This window comes from Vreelandella sp. ssv (assembly GCF_059448525.1).
Window position 1 is genome coordinate 2,351,401 of record NZ_CM182545.1, and the last position, 17,331, is coordinate 2,368,731.

General features: G+C 52.9%; 17 protein-coding genes. 4 read left to right on the top strand and 13 right to left on the bottom strand.

Annotation, left to right across the window (positions count from 1 at the left end; translation table 11 throughout):
- Positions 1-37: 37 nt before the first annotated feature.
- The 9 genes from AC5TBW_RS10795 to AC5TBW_RS10835 all read right to left on the bottom strand — a co-directional run bounded on the left by AC5TBW_RS10795 (position 38) and on the right by AC5TBW_RS10835 (position 9,584).
- Positions 38-1,252 carry a D-alanyl-D-alanine carboxypeptidase family protein gene (locus AC5TBW_RS10795; RefSeq protein WP_495508578.1) on the bottom strand — a complete coding sequence of 405 codons (1,215 nt, stop codon included), beginning with the start codon at positions 1,250-1,252 and terminating at the stop codon, positions 38-40.
- A gap of 98 nt (positions 1,253-1,350) precedes the next feature.
- Positions 1,351-2,367 carry a septal ring lytic transglycosylase RlpA family protein gene (locus AC5TBW_RS10800; protein ID WP_495508579.1) on the bottom strand — a complete coding sequence of 339 codons (1,017 nt, stop codon included), beginning with the start codon at positions 2,365-2,367 and terminating at the stop codon, positions 1,351-1,353.
- A complete protein-coding gene (gene mltB, locus AC5TBW_RS10805) occupies positions 2,364-3,413 on the bottom strand; it encodes a lytic murein transglycosylase B (protein WP_495508580.1) in 1,050 nt (349 codons plus the stop codon). The genes AC5TBW_RS10800 and mltB overlap by 4 nt, the downstream gene beginning before the upstream one ends.
- Before the next feature lie 122 nt (positions 3,414-3,535).
- Positions 3,536-4,696 carry a rod shape-determining protein RodA gene (gene rodA / locus AC5TBW_RS10810; protein WP_495508581.1) on the bottom strand — a complete coding sequence of 387 codons (1,161 nt, stop codon included), beginning with the start codon at positions 4,694-4,696 and terminating at the stop codon, positions 3,536-3,538.
- A gap of 3 nt (positions 4,697-4,699) precedes the next feature.
- Positions 4,700-6,607, bottom strand: coding sequence for a penicillin-binding protein 2 (mrdA, locus tag AC5TBW_RS10815; protein ID WP_495508582.1), 1,908 nt, complete (start codon positions 6,605-6,607; stop codon positions 4,700-4,702).
- Between the two features lie 71 nt (positions 6,608-6,678).
- Positions 6,679-7,146 (bottom strand): 23S rRNA (pseudouridine(1915)-N(3))-methyltransferase RlmH, encoded by a 468-nt coding sequence (gene rlmH, locus AC5TBW_RS10820; protein WP_495508583.1) that lies wholly within the window; start codon positions 7,144-7,146, stop codon positions 6,679-6,681.
- Complete coding sequence (rsfS, locus tag AC5TBW_RS10825; protein WP_007112938.1) at positions 7,143-7,529, bottom strand: ribosome silencing factor; 387 nt, start codon at positions 7,527-7,529, stop codon at positions 7,143-7,145. The genes rlmH and rsfS overlap by 4 nt, the downstream gene beginning before the upstream one ends.
- 78 nt (positions 7,530-7,607) lie before the next feature.
- On the bottom strand, positions 7,608-8,267 hold the full coding sequence (nadD, locus tag AC5TBW_RS10830) for a nicotinate-nucleotide adenylyltransferase (RefSeq protein ID WP_495508584.1): 660 nt from the start codon (positions 8,265-8,267) through the stop codon (positions 7,608-7,610).
- Between the two features lie 9 nt (positions 8,268-8,276).
- A complete protein-coding gene (locus AC5TBW_RS10835) occupies positions 8,277-9,584 on the bottom strand; it encodes a glutamate-5-semialdehyde dehydrogenase (protein WP_495508585.1) in 1,308 nt (435 codons plus the stop codon).
- Between the two features lie 257 nt (positions 9,585-9,841).
- Here AC5TBW_RS10835 and AC5TBW_RS10840 point away from each other — a divergent pair, with 257 nt between their 5' ends.
- Genes AC5TBW_RS10840 through AC5TBW_RS10850 form a run of 3 tightly spaced genes read left to right on the top strand, consistent with a single transcriptional unit; the run spans position 9,842 to position 13,066 of the window.
- Positions 9,842-10,696 (top strand): hypothetical protein, encoded by an 855-nt coding sequence (locus AC5TBW_RS10840; protein ID WP_495508586.1) that lies wholly within the window; start codon positions 9,842-9,844, stop codon positions 10,694-10,696.
- Complete coding sequence (locus AC5TBW_RS10845) at positions 10,693-11,625, top strand: diguanylate cyclase domain-containing protein (protein WP_495508587.1); 933 nt, start codon at positions 10,693-10,695, stop codon at positions 11,623-11,625. Before AC5TBW_RS10840 ends, AC5TBW_RS10845 begins: the two co-directional genes overlap by 4 nt.
- Positions 11,626-11,668: 43 nt before the next feature.
- A complete protein-coding gene (locus AC5TBW_RS10850) occupies positions 11,669-13,066 on the top strand; it encodes a bifunctional DedA family/phosphatase PAP2 family protein (RefSeq protein ID WP_495508588.1) in 1,398 nt (465 codons plus the stop codon).
- A gap of 7 nt (positions 13,067-13,073) precedes the next feature.
- On the opposite strand, the gene AC5TBW_RS10855 is transcribed toward AC5TBW_RS10850, so the two are convergent.
- Genes AC5TBW_RS10855 through mpl form a run of 3 tightly spaced genes read right to left on the bottom strand, consistent with a single transcriptional unit; the run spans position 13,074 to position 15,772 of the window.
- Positions 13,074-13,697 carry a LysE family translocator gene (locus AC5TBW_RS10855; RefSeq protein WP_495508589.1) on the bottom strand — a complete coding sequence of 208 codons (624 nt, stop codon included), beginning with the start codon at positions 13,695-13,697 and terminating at the stop codon, positions 13,074-13,076.
- Between the two features lie 3 nt (positions 13,698-13,700).
- Positions 13,701-14,348 carry a flavin prenyltransferase UbiX gene (locus AC5TBW_RS10860; protein WP_495511952.1) on the bottom strand — a complete coding sequence of 216 codons (648 nt, stop codon included), beginning with the start codon at positions 14,346-14,348 and terminating at the stop codon, positions 13,701-13,703.
- 20 nt (positions 14,349-14,368) lie between these two features.
- Positions 14,369-15,772, bottom strand: a complete 1,404-nt coding sequence (gene mpl, locus AC5TBW_RS10865) for a UDP-N-acetylmuramate:L-alanyl-gamma-D-glutamyl-meso-diaminopimelate ligase (protein ID WP_495508590.1) — start codon at positions 15,770-15,772, stop codon at positions 14,369-14,371.
- 278 nt (positions 15,773-16,050) lie between these two features.
- Between mpl and AC5TBW_RS10870 the strand changes: the two genes are divergently transcribed.
- The gene (locus AC5TBW_RS10870; RefSeq protein WP_495508591.1) at positions 16,051-16,437 is read left to right on the top strand and encodes a glutaredoxin family protein; all 387 of its coding nucleotides are present in this window, start codon (positions 16,051-16,053) and stop codon (positions 16,435-16,437) included.
- A 76-nt stretch (positions 16,438-16,513) separates the two neighbouring features.
- On the opposite strand, the gene AC5TBW_RS10875 is transcribed toward AC5TBW_RS10870, so the two are convergent.
- The gene (locus AC5TBW_RS10875) at positions 16,514-17,095 is read right to left on the bottom strand and encodes a hypothetical protein (RefSeq protein WP_495508592.1); all 582 of its coding nucleotides are present in this window, start codon (positions 17,093-17,095) and stop codon (positions 16,514-16,516) included.
- Between the last annotated feature and the right edge of the window lie 236 nt (positions 17,096-17,331).

Below are 17,331 nucleotides of genomic sequence, written 5' to 3' on the forward strand. Positions count from 1 at the left end.
TCGAATACAAAATCAACGGCTTAAGCCTAACCAAAAATTAATCGGTAAACTTACTGATTAGACCACTAAAAAAGCGCTGAACCTGATCAAACAGACGCTTGAAGAGACCGCCCTCTTCGATATTTTCCAGTGCCACTAAGCGACGCTCACCCACTACTTCATCACCGAGATGAACTTCAAGTGTACCGACTTTATCACCAATCGCGATCGGTGCCTGAAGGTCAGGATTCAGATTGAGACGCGCACGCAGCTCTTCATTACGGTTGCGTGGCAGGGTCATAAAGACCTCTTCATCGACACCCACCCGCAATTCATTGATATCGCCACCCCAAACCCGCGGTGTTGCCAGCACGGCACCACGCTCATAGAGCTTCATGGTCTCAAAGAAGCGGAAACCATAGCTGAGAAGTTTCTGGGTTTCCTGAGCACGCGCCTCATCGGAGTTGGTACCCATCACAACAGAAATCAAGCGCATATCCTCGCGCTTTGCCGATGACACCAAGCAGAAGCCTGCTTCTGTTGTCCAGCCAGTTTTCAGACCATCTACTGACGGGTCGCGCCACAACAAACGGTTGCGGTTGGGCTGGTCAATACCGCCATAGGAAAACGTACGGTGGGAGTAGATTTCGTAATGATCAGGGTAATCATTAATAATGTGCTGTGATAAACGTGCTAAGTCATGGGCCGTTGAGTAGTGATTTTCAGCCGGCAACCCAGTAGCGTTCTGGAAGTTGGTGTTGTTCATACCCAACCGCGTGGCATGCTGATTCATCAGATCGGCAAAGGGCGCTTCGCCACCCGCCAAATGCTCTGCCATGGCGACACTGGCATCGTTACCCGACACAATAATGATACCGTGAAGTAGGTCATCAACCGAAACCTGATTCCCCACCTCAATAAACATTTTCGAGCCGCCGGTACGCCAGGCATTCTCGCTAATGTTAATCATATCGGTCGGCTTGATAGTGCCGCGATCCAGTTCACGTTCAACCAAATAGGCCGTCATCAGCTTGGTCAAACTCGCCGGAGGAAGACGCTCATCGGAATTATGCTCCGCTAGTATACGACCACTGTTAGCATCCATGAGTATCCACGAGCTCGCCGCTAACTGTGGGGCCGATGGGATAATGGTTTGCGGTTGCGGAATTACCGGCTGAGGGACTTGCTGGGCACTGGCAGGCACAGCAACCGTCGCCATTGCAGCAAAAAGGCATAGGCGTGCAGAGCGACCAATGGATGTAAACACGTTCATACGGTTGTCTCACTTAACTTGAAAGCTTACCTGCAAAGCTTACTTGTAAAAAAACGGCGGCGCGTAAGACGCGCCACAAGAAATAAATAGGGGGCTAATTATCGCACAACAAAGACTTGAGGGAACCCCGCTTGACGCAGCGTTTCACGTGCCTGTGTCTCTTGCCCAGGTCTAATGGGACCTACTTGCACGCGGTAGACGTCGGCATCACTCATAATACGTACGTCATGGGGCTGTTCAACCCGCAAACGCTGCTGTAACTGCTGTGCACCTTCCGGATTACCTAGAGCGGCAATCTGCAGATAAACTGCGTCACCTGTTCCGCCTTGGCTGGATGCTAGCGGAGGAACACTTGCCTGTGATCGCGTCTCAGTCGCAGGCCCACTAGGCGCCGCTTGCTGGGTGACGACCGGCGGCGCGCTCGAAGCAACTTGTCTCGGCTCTGGAGCCCTTGCTTGCGCCGGAGCATTGCCACCCCTTCCTCGCTCGGCTAGCCACTGTTGTGGATTGATTGCTTCAACTTTAACCGATCCAGTGCCATGGTCGAGAAAACCTAGGCGGGCTGCCGCAGCATAGGAGAGATCTATTTCACGATCACTATGAAACGGGCCGCGATCATTTACCCTGACAATCACCGACTGCCCGCTATCTAAACTCGTTACCCGAGCGAACGTGGGCAATGGTAGCGAGCGATGCGCTGCCGACATTTTATACATGTCATAGATTTCGCCGTTTGAGGTCGCGTAACCGTGAAATTTTTCACCATACCAAGAGGCAGTACCCCGTTTTTCATAGCCAGTTGCATCTGGCATTACGTGGTAGGTCTTCCCCCACACCTCATAGGTCGAGCGGTTGCCGCCTGAAGAAGGTTGCTCAATACGCGGCTCTGCATCAGGCACCTTGGTAACATCCGGTGGCTCAAGTGGGTAAGCATCACCATTCATGGCATAACGGCCGCCACTGGTGTTCGCAGCAGGCGATACGGGGGCCGCTGTTTGATTAGCCGAGCCAGAGGTATCAACTCGCTGGGGCTCGTTACTAGCACAGCCACTAACCAGCGCCAGCAGAGCAACCAACCCGCCCGCACGCCGGGCCATCGTTAGCTTGCTATTCATATATCATCCTCATGCAGCTGATCGTGCAATGCGGCGATCGCTTCCGCCAGCTCAGCGACTGCCATGGCATAGAGGTGGCTGTGGTTATAGCGAGTGATCACATAAAAATTATATTCGCCAAACCGGTACTGGGTCTCGCCATCGGCGAACTCCAGCGCTAGCGGCATGACCGAATGCTCCGCATCCAGCGGGTCATTAGACTCGAGACCATTCGCTGCGAGCTGTGCGACGCTCACCGCAGGAGGTGAAGTCTGGTTAAATGAGAGCTCCTCTAACAGCTCTTCAGATAACGTTTCTGGCCCAGTGGCTTGGTGGTAAATATCGGCCCCAGATTTCCAGCCATGCCTGGCAAAATAATTGGCAACGCTACCAATCGCATCTACCGGGTTTTCCCAAAGGTCGCGACGGCCATCGTCATCGAAATCAACGGCATAGGCTTGATAACTGGTGGGAATAAATTGCGGATAGCCCATCGCCCCCGCATAAGAGCCGCGTAGCTCGGTAGGATCCACCTGCTGCTCGTAGGCTATACGTAAAAAAGCTGCCAGCTCACCGCGGAAAAAAGCGCCCCTTGCCGGGTGGTGAAAAGCCAATGTGGCCAGTGAATCGAGCACACGGTGCTGGCCTTTATGGCGACCATAATAAGTTTCAACGCCAATAATAGCGGTAATGATTTCAGCGGGCACGCCGTAGGTGCTTTCGGCGTGAGCCAAGGCGTCGGCGTGGGCGTCGATAAACTCAACGCCCTCTTCAATGCGCTGCTGGGTCATGAATATAGCGCGATACTCATGCCACGTCAGACGACGTTCGGCAGCCCCTTCCATAGCATCCAAGACACTCTGGGTGTAGTTAGCCTTCCCCAGCGCCTCTTCAAGCCACGCTTTGGGCAACCCCTGCTCTACAAGCTCTTCCAATAGCACTTGGCTGTCTGCATTCTGAGTGGGTGCAAAGTGCGGAGGCAGCTCATCGGCAAACGTCGAGGGCGTCACCCAGCACATCATGGCGGCCAAAAAATAGCTGCTCGTCTTCCCTTGTACCTTGTTCATTAACTCTCCACTCCTGAGCTCTTCATTCCAGAACGATTAATTCTGGAACCATCCATTCCTGAGTTTTCCATTGCCGAGCAACACAGGCGTCTGAACTTATATGTCTGGGCTGGGCAGCTTCGCTAGCGCGATAGCAGCCGCCGATGAGCATGTATGGACATGAGAATACCGAAACCCGCCAACAAGGTCACGCTTGAGGTGCCACCAAAACTCACTAACGGCAATGGCACGCCTACCACGGGTAGAATGCCGCTCACCATGCCCATGTTGACAAAAACATAGATAAAAAACGTGAGGATAATACTGCCCGCCACTAAGCGACCAAAGGTATCTTGAGCAGCGGTGGCCATCCATAATCCACGGCTCACGATCAATAGATACAGGCATAACAGCACCAACATACCGACCAAGCCAAACTCTTCGCCCAAGACGGCAATAATGAAATCCGTATGCCGCTCTGGTAAAAACTCTAACTGGGACTGGGTACCTTGTAACCAACCTTTGCCCCATAGCCCTCCGCTGCCAATGGCCGTGGTCGACTGAATGATATTCCAGCCGGCGCCCAATGGATCGCTTTCGGGATTGAGAAACGTCAACACCCGCTGGCGCTGGTAGTTGTGCATATTCATCCATAATACCGGCACACCTGCAGCCCCCAGCGCGGTAATGAAACCTATTAAGCGCCATGACAAACCCGCTAACAGCACCACTATCAGGGCAGCGCTGGATACCAGCAGAGAGGTACCTAAGTCAGGCTGAATGGCCGTTAATACAACGGGCACGCCGATAATGACCCCACACACCACAATATCGCGTAGCCGCGGCGGTAGTTCACAGCGATTGAGATAAGCTGCAACCATTAACGGGGCGGCTAGTTTCATCATTTCAGATGGCTGGAAACGGATCACTCCAGGAATTTCCAACCACCGCTTGGCCCCCATGCCCACATCCCCCACAACATCAACGGCCACCAACATGGCCACACCGATACCATAGGCCAGGGGTGCAAAGCGTAGGAAAGTAGAGGGTGAGAATTGGGCAATAATCACCATGCCTACCAATGCGATGCCAAAACGTATGCTTTGTGCAATCAACGCATCAATGGACTGACCCGAAGCGCTGTAAAGCACAATTAAGCCGCTACCCATTAATAGCAGTAGTAAGCCAAGCAGCCATGGGTCTAGATGGATCCGCTCCCAGATACTTTTGCGCCGGGCAATTCCACTCTCTGGCGGGCGTACCGGGTAGCCACGCATCGAGCGCGCTATGTAATGCCAAGGCATGGCTTAGTTACCCTCCACATTGGCACTATCTTCTTCTAATACTTCACGCACCTGCTCTGCGTCAGGCGCCTCATCCTTGAGCAACCAGGCATCCGTCATGGCGCGGGCCAAATGCGCTGCGTGGGTACTACCGCCGCCGGCATTTTCAACAATAACGGAAACGGCAATCTGGGGGTCTTCCAAGGGTGCGAAAGCCATGAATAGCGCATGGTCACGCAGGCGCTCCGCCAACTCATCCGCGTTATAACGCTGATCCTGACCTAGCGAAAAGACCTGTGCGGTGCCTGACTTACCGCCCATACGATACTCAAGGCCCACCCCTGTTCGGCGCGCCGTACCCTCAGTGCCACTAATGACTTTCTCCATACCGCTGAATACCCTATCCCACCAGCTATCATTGGCTAATTGAATGTCATCTAATGTTTCAGGCAGGTCGCGTGGGACAGGGGTATCGCCAATCTGGCGTGCTAAACGTGGCTTCACCCAGTGTCCCCGATTAGCCAGTGTTGCTGTAGCGCTGGCCAGTTGCAAAGGCGTCACCTGCCAGTAGCCCTGCCCAATGCCCACCGACAGTGTTTCACCGGGATACCATGGCTGATTAAAGCGACCGCGCTTCCAATCACGCGAGGGCATTAAAGCGCTGCTTTCTCCCTGTACATCGTGAGCGACACGCTGACCAAAGCCAAAATTGCTCATCTGTTCATGGAGGTTATCGATGCCTAAATCATGCGCTAAGGTGTAGTAGTAAGTGTTATTGGAAACAGCGAGAGAGCGCTCCATATCGACTCGACCATGCCCCCAGCGCAACCAGTTGCGATAGCGCCGTGAGTCATTCGGTAATTGGTAATAACCGGGATCATTAATCGTGCTATCAGGAGTAATTACCCCTTTCACCAACCCGGCTAGGGCCAGAAAAGGCTTAATGGTCGAGCCTGGAGGGTAATGACCACGAATAGCTCGGTTGAAAAGCGGTAGATCAAGGTCTTCCTGCAAACCACGATAAGAGGCGACGTCAATACCGGTGACAAACTGATTACTGTCAAACCCCGGTGTCGACACCATGGCGAGAATTTCACCCGTGGCAGGCGCGATGGCCACGATAGAGCCACGACGTCCATCCAACAGTTCATAAGCCAGCATTTGAAGTGACTTATCGAGGGTTAACGTTAAATTCTCCCCAGGCACAGGGTCCGTTCGACCCAGCTCTCGCAATACTCGTCCACGGGCGTTAGTTTCTACCTTACGCAAGCCCGCCTGACCATGCAGCTCCTCTTCATAAAACCGTTCGATACCGGTTTTACCGATAAAGTGAGTGCCTGCATAACGGCCCGCATCCAGTGTTTCCATCTCTTCAGCGTTGATGCGGCCCACGTAACCTAGCGCATGCGCCATAATTTCGGCATCTGGGTAATAGCGAAGCGGCTGAGCTTCTATTTCCACCCCTGGCAGGCGGTGGCGATTAACAGCCAGACGGGCAATTTGCTCTTCGCTAAGATCGCTGGTCAGCAGCGCGGGTTGGAAAGGCCTTTGACGTTGCCGTGAACGCACGTTGAACGCCTCAATCTCTTCTTCAGGCAGTTCTAGCAGATCAACCAGCAGCGCAAGGGTTTCGTCCAGATTATCGACGCGTTCGCGCACTAGTGTCAGGTTATAGGTTGGACGGTTTTCAGCTAATAGCACGCCATTGCGGTCATAGATCAAGCCGCGGTTAGGCGGCAATGGTTCTACGCGCACTCGGTTATTTTCAGAGCGCGTGCTGTACATATCGTGTTGGACAATCTGTAAATAAACAAGGCGCCCGGCCAATAAGCCTGCAAGAGTCAACACCACTAATACGGCGAGCAGCGCTCTAACACGAAAAATACGCAGTTCTTGCTCAGAATTTTTTAGCGTGTTGGGGCGCTTGAGCATGGTAACGATGACTCTCAAATCAAACGAAGGGCGCAACAGGACGCAAACAGAGATGGCTCACTGCTCAGTCGTTAGCGGTGATAAGGGTGCCCCACTAATAGTGTCCAGGCTCGGTAGAGCTGCTCGGCCAGCATAATTCTCACGAGCGGATGAGGCAGCGTTAACGGAGAGATCGACCACGTTTTATCAGCGCCAGCTGAGAGCGAAGGCTCTAGACCATCTGGCCCGCCCACCAGCAAGACGATATCGCGACCTGTCATGCGCCAGGCATCGGCTTCTTGTGCCAGCTGTTCGGTGGTCCAAGGCTTGCCTTTGACTTCCAGCGCCACTACGTACTCATCACCCCGCAGCTTATCGCGAATACGCTGCGCCTCTTGAGCACGCGCTTTGGCGATATCCGCGTTTTTGCCGCGCTGACCTAGCGCTACCTCTTCTATCTCGAGATTAAAATCCCGCGGTAGCCGCTTGCGGTAAGTTTCGACGCCCTCTTCTACCCAAGCAGGCATTTTGCTTCCCACCGCTAACAGCCGGATCTTCATGACATGCCGGCTCGCTCTTGGAAGCGCTCCAGAGATTCACCAATCGCACCTGAATCACTCGGCAGATCTGCCCATAGCCGCTCTAAATCATAGAGGGTACGCGCTTCAGGCATCATGACGTGAACCACAACGTCACCCAGGTCAACCAGCACCCAATCGGCGTTATCGCCACCCTCTACACCCAACGGGCCAAGCCCTGCGGCCTTGGCTTTTTCCACTACATTTTGTGCCAAAGCGGCGACATGACGGGTCGACGTACCGCTGGCAATCAACATGAGGTCGGTGACCTCGGTTAATTTGGCGACATCCAATTGCGTAATGTCGCGTGCTTTCAGTTCTTCTAACGCGTCAACCGCTAGATTTTTCAATGTATCGATGTGCATGACTCCTAAAGACAACCTCATGGGGTAATCGGTCAATAAAGCCGGCCATTGTAACGGCTTATTTGGTGACTGCCAGTGCTATTCACACTGTTGGTAAAGTCCATGGTGTGCAATCGCCTGTTCGACGGCAGGTGGCACTAAATAGCGCACACTTTTACCCGCTTCGAGTCGCTGGCGAATATAGGTCGCCGAAATGGCCATTAGCGACGGCAGCTCTAGTGATAAATAGCCACCACATGGCCGCTGCATTAATGTATCTACGCTATCGACTACTCGATGCTCGACCAGTTCCATTAATGAAGGTGGCAACGGATCGCTATATCCGGGTCGAGCAATAACCACGAGATGAGCATAATCAAATATACGCGCCGGTTGATACCACTGTGCGAGTCGCATAAAAGCATCGAAACCGATAGCCATAATTAGGCGCGCCTGCTCTCCATACTCAGTACGCAGCTCAGCAAGCGTATCAGCGCTATAGGAAGGCCCTTCACGCTGCAATTCGCGATTATCGGCTATCAAGCCAGGAGTATCACCGATACCCGCTTTTAACAGCGCCAGCCGCTGTTGAGCTGGCACGTGAGGCTGACCGCGTAATAGCGGCTGTTGAGCCGGTATCATATGCAGTCGATCAAGCGACAGTGCCTCATGCAACTCTACTGCACTACGCAAATGGCCCAAATGAATTGGGTCAAAAGTGCCACCTAACATACCGATACGTTGCAAACACTGACTCATGCCACCACCTTACTCACGCACCTGGCCATCACCGAACACCACATATTTCTGCGTCGTTAGGCCCTCTAAACCGACCGGTCCTCGAGCGTGAAGCTTGTCGGTAGAAATTCCAATTTCAGCACCCAGGCCATACTCAAATCCGTCGGCAAAGCGCGTCGAAGCGTTCACTATTACCGAGCTGGAATCGACTTCCGCCATAAAGCGTCGGGCAAGCGAATAATCCTGGGTCACAATCGCATCAGTGTGGTGAGAGCCGTACTGCTCAATATGCGTCATTGCTTCATCAATACCATCAACGACTTTAATGGCCAGCACCGGAGCCAAATACTCGGCATACCAATCCGCTTCTTCTGCCGCCACGGCCTGTGGCAGCAGAGCACGTGTACGCTGGCAACCCCGCAGTTCTACCTGATGTTCGGCATAAGCACGGGCCAACTCAGGTAATAGCAGGTCAGCAATCGGAGCATCGACCAGTAAGGTTTCCATCGTATTGCAGGTGCCGTAGCGGTGTGTTTTCGCATTGACGGCGATAGCTAACGCTTTGGCAGGGTCAGCGGTGGTATCGATGTAAACATGACAAACACCGTCGAGATGCTTGATGACCGGCACGCGCGACTCACGGGTAATACGTTCAATCAGTGACTTTCCGCCACGCGGGATAATGACATCAACATATTCTGGCATGCTAATCATAGCGCCCACGGCGGCACGGTCCGTGGTCGCTACCACCTGAACGCTACCGGCTGGCAGACCTACATCAGCAAGCCCTGCTTGAATGCAGTCACTGATGGCAGCATTTGACTCACTGGCTTCTGAGCCGCCACGTAAAATGCAGGCATTCCCCGACTTAAGACATAAACTGGCAGCTTCCAGCGTCACATTAGGACGCGACTCATAAATAATGCCGATAACGCCTAATGGCACGCGCATTTTGCCCACTTGTATACCACTGGGCCGATAGCGCATATCACTTATTTCGCCCACTGGATCCGGCAGACTCGCCACTTGGTTTAAACCTTCAATCATGGCATCCACGCGTGAATCATTGAGGGCTAAACGATCCAACAGCGCGCTATCCAATCCGTTCTGACGGCCACGTTGTAAATCCTCAGCATTGGCGTCTAGAATTCGACCACGCGCTTCTGTCATACGCTGCGCTATAGCCATCAAAGCACGGTTTTTCAGTCCCGCATCTGCCCGGCGAAGCTTGCCAGCTGCGCGGCGTGCTGCCTGCCCCAAGGCCTTGACATAGGCGGGCACATCTCCGGTAGATAAGTGCTGATGGGCCTCTTCTTGGAACGGTGTTGAAACGGTCATACTGTCTCCCGCGAGCTAAGGTTGATAATGCCCTAAACAGTATCAGGGTAACGTGTGCAGTGGTTAAGAAACCATATACTTAGTGCCATGGTTTGGCATAAGCATTCAGTCAATTTCATGTTTGTGCTTATGTTACGCCATTTCAACGTTATACTGAGGATGATCAAGGCGCTAATGTATGTTGTGTATGTTAGCCATCATACGCTCTCCCACTTGCTCAGATACTTCTGGTTATTCAGGACGAATAGTAAGTCACCATGCAAAGCAAGTACAAAATACGCCTGCTACGTGCCAATCTTTTAGCTGCTGCTGTTGCGTTGGCGCTCTGGACACCCTCTACGCCACCTGCAGCTGCATTGGTGCTTTGGCTATCGGTCGGCTGGTTGTTTATCACCGCCCTCATGCTCGATTTCAGTCACCGTCGCTCGCGGGGCTTACCCTGGCAGATTGTGCCGGGGGCGCTGCTGTTCGCGTTAATTGCGGCTGCGCCTGAGCGGCACGGCATTTTAATTTGGGCCTGGGCTGCAATGCTGATGCTGCCTCAAAATAATTGGGTGGCGGCATTTAATCTCAGTGCTGGATTGCTTAGTTCGGTTATGGTGGCATTTCATTTAGATAACCCAGCATTTATTTTATTGCTCTGTTGTCTGCTTATACTTGGCTTGCTGGCCCTTTCCAGAGCACAACAGCTTATTGATATGAACGGGTTTATTCGCCAACGCTTACGCTTGATTCCTGGCCTCAATCTATGGGCTGGAGAACAATTACTGCGTGATATTACCCGGGAACAAACGCGCTGTGAGCGTGAAGGCATTCATGCAGAAGTCTTTATTCTGCACTTAAAACGCCATCAGCTCTGGCCAACCGCACAAAAACTTTGTGAATTGACGCATGATTTTGAGAACGTATACCGCTTAAGCAGCACGACGCTGGCCACCTTGATTCTTGCACGCACACCGAAAGAAGCCGCCCAACGTCGCAGCTTGCTGCTCGCAGACTTACCCGACAATATCACGAGTGAATACCTTGAATTAATTGATATCGAACCGACAACGCTATCGGTATTTGAGATGAGCAAGCTACCGGCTGAGCGGGTGCGGGAGACGATATGACGGAGCACCATATTCCCAAGCGGTTAATGACGCTTGCTTACGCCGCCAGTATTGCGCTGATGACCGGCTATGCCCTTTGGCTATATGCTATGGGAGACTACCGCGACCTGCTTATTCCTACCTTCATGACCCTGCTACTTATGTCAGCCTTGCTAATGCATATTGGACAAGGGCTAAAGAGCTATCTACCGCGCATTATTTTGCTTTGCTGCACCTACTCAGTAGTGCTGAGCGCTTTTTACTATCACCAGCAGATATCGCCAATTTGGTTAGGCCTGCCCATCACCGCTGCTTTTTTATTATTACCGTTATGGGCTGCGCTACTTATCAATATCGCTATTGGCCCTTTGTGGTGGCTGCTGCCCTCCATCGCTTCTGCTCCCCCAGCGATTATTGTTGGATATGCCGCTTTAACCTTACTACTGGCGCTACCACGCTGGGAGCACGCCCGTCGCCGTGCGCTGCTTAGAGCTACCGATCCAAACGATAGCGACTGCAATGCCTACCACATTGACACGCTAAAAGAGCGCTTGAATAGTGAGTTTCAGCGCGCAGCAATGCTCAATCAGCAGTTAGTTGTATTAGTACTCCATCTGCCGCAATTGGATATGGCGGCGGAGCAGTTTGGCCATCGAGCACAGACGGCGCTGTTAGGTGCTCTGTGCCGTGAAGTGAATAGTCGCTGCCGGGATCATGATGTGCTTGGCCGCGCGGACAATGCCACTTTCTGGCTTGTGCTGCCTGACACAAGTGAAAGTGGCGCGCTTTTAGTGCGAGAGCGCCTACAGCGTGCGCTCTCGCAAAGTGTGCTGGTTGAAACTGGCCAACTTGAAGCTCGCATAGCGGCCTGCTTGCCCAGCCGAGCAGAGAGCTTTGAGCGTTACGTGAAGCGGCTTGAAGCCCGCGGAAAATCCCTCGCCAACGTTTAATTTCCTTTTAGTCCAAGCCCCTTCTTTATCGCCGGAGATGTATGTGCCGCTAGTCGATATGCTTCACTCATTAACGCCATCGCCGCCACTATTAGTTTGTTTGGTGTTGATAATTTCATTAGTGGAATCGCTTGCGCTGGTGGGACTGCTAGTACCCGGGGTGGTATTAATTACCTCGGCAGCTTCGCTGGCAGGGCATCAAGACATTGCCTTGGCATGGTTGGTTGGCGCGGCTTTTATGGGCGCCATTTTTGGTGACGGCATCAGCTTTTCGCTCGGGTACAAGCATCGCGAGCAAGTCACCCAACGGTGGCCTCTTTCACAATACCCTGAATGGCTGGGCCGAGGAGCACGCTTCTTTGAGCGTTACGGCATCTGGTCGGTGTTTATTGGCCGTTTTGTCGGCCCTGTCAGACCTATTATCCCACTGGTTGCCGGTATGATGAGGATGCCGCCGCGCATCTTTATTTGGGCCAACGTAGCGTCTGCTGCGCTATGGGCACCTACATACCTTTTACCCGGCTACTTACTCGGTCGCACATGGCAGCACCACTTAAATCTACCGCCTGGCCTTGAAGCGGCGTTGCTCGTTCTGGCCGTCATTATTGTCATACTCGCAATCATTTTTTCCTGGGGTCGGCACCAGGCGACACGGCATGGACGACTATACCGGGCGATTGCAGGCAGCGTGCGTCGTCTGCCGTTGCTTAGGCGACCCTGGCTTGCGATGAGCCAATCGGGTGACGTACCACTGGCCTCACTGCTGCTACTGGTATTAGCACTTGGCAGCCTGTCTGGCTGGACACTGATGGTGATTACCGAAAATGGTCCGCTGAATATGGATGTTTTTATTCATCGCCTGTTTACGGGACTGCAGAGCGATTTTTCTTACGCAGCGGGCAATATCCTGGCGCGAATCGGCGACACATTCGGCATTATCGCCCTGGTTCTGCCTTGGGCAGTGTGGTTATTGACAGTCAAACGCTGGGACGCCCTCTCGCACTGGGCTGGCGCATTTGCAGGCGTAGCGCTGCTTAACATCATCGGGAAAGGACTTTTTGGGCGATCACGCCCTGACACACCAGACTATCTCATGGGGTCGTTTTCATACCCAAGTGCACATACCTCTACGGCGGTTGTGCTGTTTGGTTTAACTGCGGCGTTTATAGCGGCTGAACTCCCTCGCCAGAAACGCTTTTGGGCATACTGGATAGCGCTTGCGCTTGCGCTGCCTATGGCGTTATCAAGACTGGTCGTTGGCGTACACTGGTTTAGTGATTTGGTGGGAGGGGCGCTGCTGGGTCTGGTTGTCTGCGCACTGACCTTGCTGCACTGGCAACAGCAACCCCGCCCACCTCTGCGCCCCTGCCCCTGGCTGCTGCTTAGCATCTCATCGCTGGTGCTTATCAGCGCCCGAGTGGGACTGTTACCACCGGTTTAGAAACACATTAACCGAGCGCCAACCACAGGCCCACTCCAATCATCAAGGTACCGGCGATACGGTTAAGCAAGCGTACATTATCGCTTTTACCGAGCACATTACGTAGCGTTTTACCGCCGGTAGCATAGATCAGCATACTGGCAAACTCGATGGTTAAAATCACCGCAATCAGGAGACTGAGCTGGCCCGACAAGGCGCGGCTACTGTCCAAAAAAGGCGGCAGCAAGACCATAAAAAATGCCCACCCTTTGGGGTTTGCTACCGCAGTCACAAACCCCTGCATAGCCAGTTGTGCTCGGCTTACCGGAGGGCCAGCGTCCAGCTCGCTAGGGATCGCCATCCGCCCGCGGGAACGCCACATCATAATGCCTAAATAACCTAAATAGGCACCCCCCATCCATTTGAACAACACGAACAGCTCTGGCTGACGAAGCATTAGTGCCGCCACCCCTGCACCTGCTGCTGCCGCTACCAAGCCGACGCCAATCAACTCACCAATCATCATCCACAGCGTTCGCCTAACGCCCTGGGTCATTCCCAGCACCATGGCGAGGGTCATGCACATGCCGGGAGTAAGTGAGACAAACAAAAACGTTGGAATAAACACCGAGAGCGTCGCCCACGACATCATAGATTAATTATCCTTCACTGATGAAACACTACCAGCACCACCCACCTCTCCCCAGCGTGGAACCAGCGAATGCTCAATTCCCAATTGGTTTAGGATACGCGCCACGATAAAATCAATTAGGTCATCAATGCTTTGTGGGCAGTGATAAAACCCCGGTGCCGCTGGCAAGATGACGACGCCTAGTCGGCTTAATGTCAGCATATGCTCAAGATGGATCGGGGAAAACGGGCTTTCACGTGGCACCAGTACCAGCATACGGCGCTCCTTAATCGCTACATCGGCCGCCCGCTCAATCAAATTATTGCTAGCCCCTGTGGCTACCGCCGAGAGTGTGCCCGTTGAGCAAGGGCAAACCACCATGGCCGATGGTGCGCCGGAGCCAGAGGCCACCGGCGCCATCCAATCCTCGCGGCCAAAGCAGCGAATTTGCCCCGGCTGTGCACCACTGCGCTCGCTTAACGCCTGCGCTAAACGTTGGGGCTGCGCTGGCAGCTCGCTATCGGTTTCAGTGGCAATCACCATGTGCGCGGCTTTAGAAATCATGACCCACACTTCATGCCCCGCAGCGACCAGCACATCGATCAGGCGTAATCCATATTGCGCTCCCGACGCACCGGTCAATGCGACAGTAATAGGCTTCTTAAATACCAGTTCAGATTGATTAGTCACGCTTACCCCTCTTTGGTGGCGGCTTCTTGGGCTGTTGCTAAGGCGGCAAGCAAGCGCTCGTGAACCCCCTCAAAACCACCGTTAGACATCACCACAATACGGTCTAGGGGTGACGCTTGAGTGACCACTGCTGTTACCAACTGATCGATGTCACTATGCAACTGAGCACGCTCCCCCTGGGAGGCCACTAACGCTTCCATCGACCAATCAAGCCCTGCGGGCTGAAACCAGAACACACCGTCAGCATCAGCCACACTCTCGGCCAGACGTTCGCGTAGCGCACCTAAACGCATGGTGTTGGAGCGCGGCTCAATCACTGCCAACAGCCGCCCTTTGGTGGTTGCCGCGCGTAGCCCTTTAAGCGTGGCGGCAATCGCCGTGGGATGATGGGCAAAATCATCAATAACCTGAATGCCATTGATTTCGCCGCGCACTTCCTGCCGCCTTCTAGGGGTTTCAAAGCGTGCCAGCGCGGCACAGCCACGAACTAAATCGACCCCACAAAGATTGGCTGCCGCTAATGCTGCCAGAGCATTGCGCGCGTTATGCTCTCCGGTAAGCGCCCACTCGACAACACCATCTTCATCCTGGCCGGAATCTCTACCACAGTGAAGCACCTGAAAACGGCTGGCATCATCACGCTCTAGGGTAAGCTGCCACTCACTCGATGTCTGGTCACCAAAATGGGCGACCGGTGTCCATGCGCCCTGGGAAAGCACGCGTTCTAGGGCGGGCTGTTCATCGGCCACTAAAAGCTGGCCTCGGCTTGGAACAGTTCGCACTAAATGATGAAACTGACGCTCAATGGCCGCCAAATCGGGGAATATATCCGCGTGATCAAACTCTAGGTTATTGAGTATCGCGATATGTGGGCGGTAGTGAATGAACTTGGAACGTTTATCGAAGAACGCTGTGTCATATTCATCAGCTTCTACTACAAAAGGTGCTCGCTCATCGCCTAAACGCGCCGATACACCAAAATTACGCGGTACGCCACCGATTAAGAATCCTGGGGTTAACCCCCCACTCTCCAGCAGCCACGCTAATATACTCGCGGTGGTTGTTTTCCCATGGGTACCCGCTACCGCAATCACGCGTCGGCCAGGCAACACGTGCTCTGCCAGCCACTGCGCGCCTGAGGTGTAAGGCACGCCACTGTTGAGCAGTGCTTCAACCTCATTATTGCCGCGTGACAGTGCGTTACCTACCACCACGAGATCCGGCTCTGGCGATAGATGGTCAGCGTGATAGCCTTCCATTAAAGTGATACCCGCATCAACCAACTGGGTACTCATGGGTGGGTAGACATGCTGGTCAGAACCACTTACTTGATGCCCCAGCTCACGTGCTAACAGCGCCAGGCTCCCCATGAAGGTGCCGCAGATACCAATAATATGCAGATGCATGGCTTTCGCCCCATTATTCGCCAATAGACTATTCGCAAACTCGTTAAATAAAAAAGCCAAAATATGGCGTAAAAATGACCGAATAGACTAGCATGCCGACTCAATTTGCTCATCCACTCATCACATTAAACCGCGATTTACTGCGCCTAAACGCCCTTCAAGTGACAAATCCTTCCAGTTGTTGCAGGATGCGGCCACCGTTTATTAATGATGGCTATCATTCTCTTCCCACTCGTCACGCTGACGTAAGCCTAAACATCAGCAAAAGGAGCCTTCCGATGCGCATATTAATTCGCTATTTTTTCCGTGGCGTTCGCTTAGTGCTTGCCCCGTTTATGCTGATCTCTGAAAAGCTCTCCACGCCTAAGTCAGTTGAGCGCTCGCCTGAAGAGCAAGCCCGAATTGACCAGACATGCCAGCGCCTTGCGCTGTATCAGTTTCGCACCTGCCCATTTTGCATCAAGGTTCGCAAAGAGATAGCGCGACTAGGTTTGAATATTGAGGTGCGCGATGCCCAACTGGATCCTGAGCATAAGCAGGCGCTCTTGGAGGGTGGAGGAAAAGTCAAAGTACCCTGTTTAAAAATTATTCATGATGACGGACGTGAAGAGTGGATGTACGAATCCGATACGATTAATGCGTGGCTACACAAACAGTTTGACTAACCGCCTATTACGCTACGCCGCCAAGTAGTTTTAGCTCAGCGTTAGGGCCCGCTGCCGACGAGAATCGGCTGCGGGACTAAAACTCAATTTTTTGTGCTTTAACGTCGAACTCAACATCAATTTCAATGATCTCTTCCTGGTTCGGCGGTTCACCCAGTTCGACTTGGAGCGCTAACACACCCTCTATTCTACCAGACACGTAAATCCATTGACTGGTACGCTCATAGTGGGTGAGCGTTATGTCCACCCCTCCCTCTTTGGAACCTTCCCTTTCGGAAGTATACAGCGGGGGTGATAGTGAGGTACCTAACGGATGTATGACCACGGCACTGATCAACTGCTCTTCGCTTACCGTCAGGCTAATAGAGAGCGCTTCCTGTGTCTCCCAAGCTTCGTCATCTACAAAACCGATAATATCGATTGCGACATCATCACCTAGCTCAACGAACGATGCATTTGAGTCGTTACCATGACTTAAAATAAACCATTCGCGTTGCTCACCATCCAGTGACCCTTGGATCTGAGGGGCTATTTCCGATGTATTTGCCTGCGCATTGCCTACGACTTGCTCAGCCACACTTCCTGCCATTGTATCACCGGCAATAGCCAAGCCAGGAAGGCAGCAGACAATGGCTGCAATTGTGATTTTTTTTAACATATGGCTTCTCCGCCTATTCTCGTCGCTCTTTTTGATTACTACTTTCGTCTAATCAAAAAATCCCCCATGCACCGCTAATAGCCACGTCATGTAGCAGACGAATGATGTCTGTCATTATTTCGATTGTATGACGCGATAGGCACTCTCTATGTTGTTAGCCTATGTTACTAACATAGCATTCAAGCTGACCGTGTCTGTTTTAAGGGTATTTCCCTCGTTTAGCGAGGAAAAGTGCC

What these genes read in the sequence shown, in the direction of transcription:
- AC5TBW_RS10795 (WP_495508578.1), bottom strand. Translation starts at nt 1,252, where the DNA reads ATGAACGTGTTTACATCCATTGGTCGCTCTGCACGCCTATGCCTTTTT.
- AC5TBW_RS10800 (WP_495508579.1), bottom strand. Translation starts at nt 2,367, where the DNA reads ATGAATAGCAAGCTAACGATGGCCCGGCGTGCGGGCGGGTTGGTTGCT.
- mltB (WP_495508580.1), bottom strand. Translation starts at nt 3,413, where the DNA reads ATGAACAAGGTACAAGGGAAGACGAGCAGCTATTTTTTGGCCGCCATG.
- rodA (WP_495508581.1), bottom strand. Translation starts at nt 4,696, where the DNA reads ATGCCTTGGCATTACATAGCGCGCTCGATGCGTGGCTACCCGGTACGC.
- mrdA (WP_495508582.1), bottom strand. Translation starts at nt 6,607, where the DNA reads ATGCTCAAGCGCCCCAACACGCTAAAAAATTCTGAGCAAGAACTGCGT.
- rlmH (WP_495508583.1), bottom strand. Translation starts at nt 7,146, where the DNA reads ATGAAGATCCGGCTGTTAGCGGTGGGAAGCAAAATGCCTGCTTGGGTA.
- rsfS (WP_007112938.1), bottom strand. Translation starts at nt 7,529, where the DNA reads ATGCACATCGATACATTGAAAAATCTAGCGGTTGACGCGTTAGAAGAA.
- nadD (WP_495508584.1), bottom strand. Translation starts at nt 8,267, where the DNA reads ATGAGTCAGTGTTTGCAACGTATCGGTATGTTAGGTGGCACTTTTGAC.
- AC5TBW_RS10835 (WP_495508585.1), bottom strand. Translation starts at nt 9,584, where the DNA reads ATGACCGTTTCAACACCGTTCCAAGAAGAGGCCCATCAGCACTTATCT.
- AC5TBW_RS10840 (WP_495508586.1), top strand. Translation starts at nt 9,842, where the DNA reads ATGCAAAGCAAGTACAAAATACGCCTGCTACGTGCCAATCTTTTAGCT.
- AC5TBW_RS10845 (WP_495508587.1), top strand. Translation starts at nt 10,693, where the DNA reads ATGACGGAGCACCATATTCCCAAGCGGTTAATGACGCTTGCTTACGCC.
- AC5TBW_RS10855 (WP_495508589.1), bottom strand. Translation starts at nt 13,697, where the DNA reads ATGATGTCGTGGGCGACGCTCTCGGTGTTTATTCCAACGTTTTTGTTT.
- mpl (WP_495508590.1), bottom strand. Translation starts at nt 15,772, where the DNA reads ATGCATCTGCATATTATTGGTATCTGCGGCACCTTCATGGGGAGCCTG.
- AC5TBW_RS10870 (WP_495508591.1), top strand. Translation starts at nt 16,051, where the DNA reads ATGCGCATATTAATTCGCTATTTTTTCCGTGGCGTTCGCTTAGTGCTT.
- AC5TBW_RS10875 (WP_495508592.1), bottom strand. Translation starts at nt 17,095, where the DNA reads ATGTTAAAAAAAATCACAATTGCAGCCATTGTCTGCTGCCTTCCTGGC.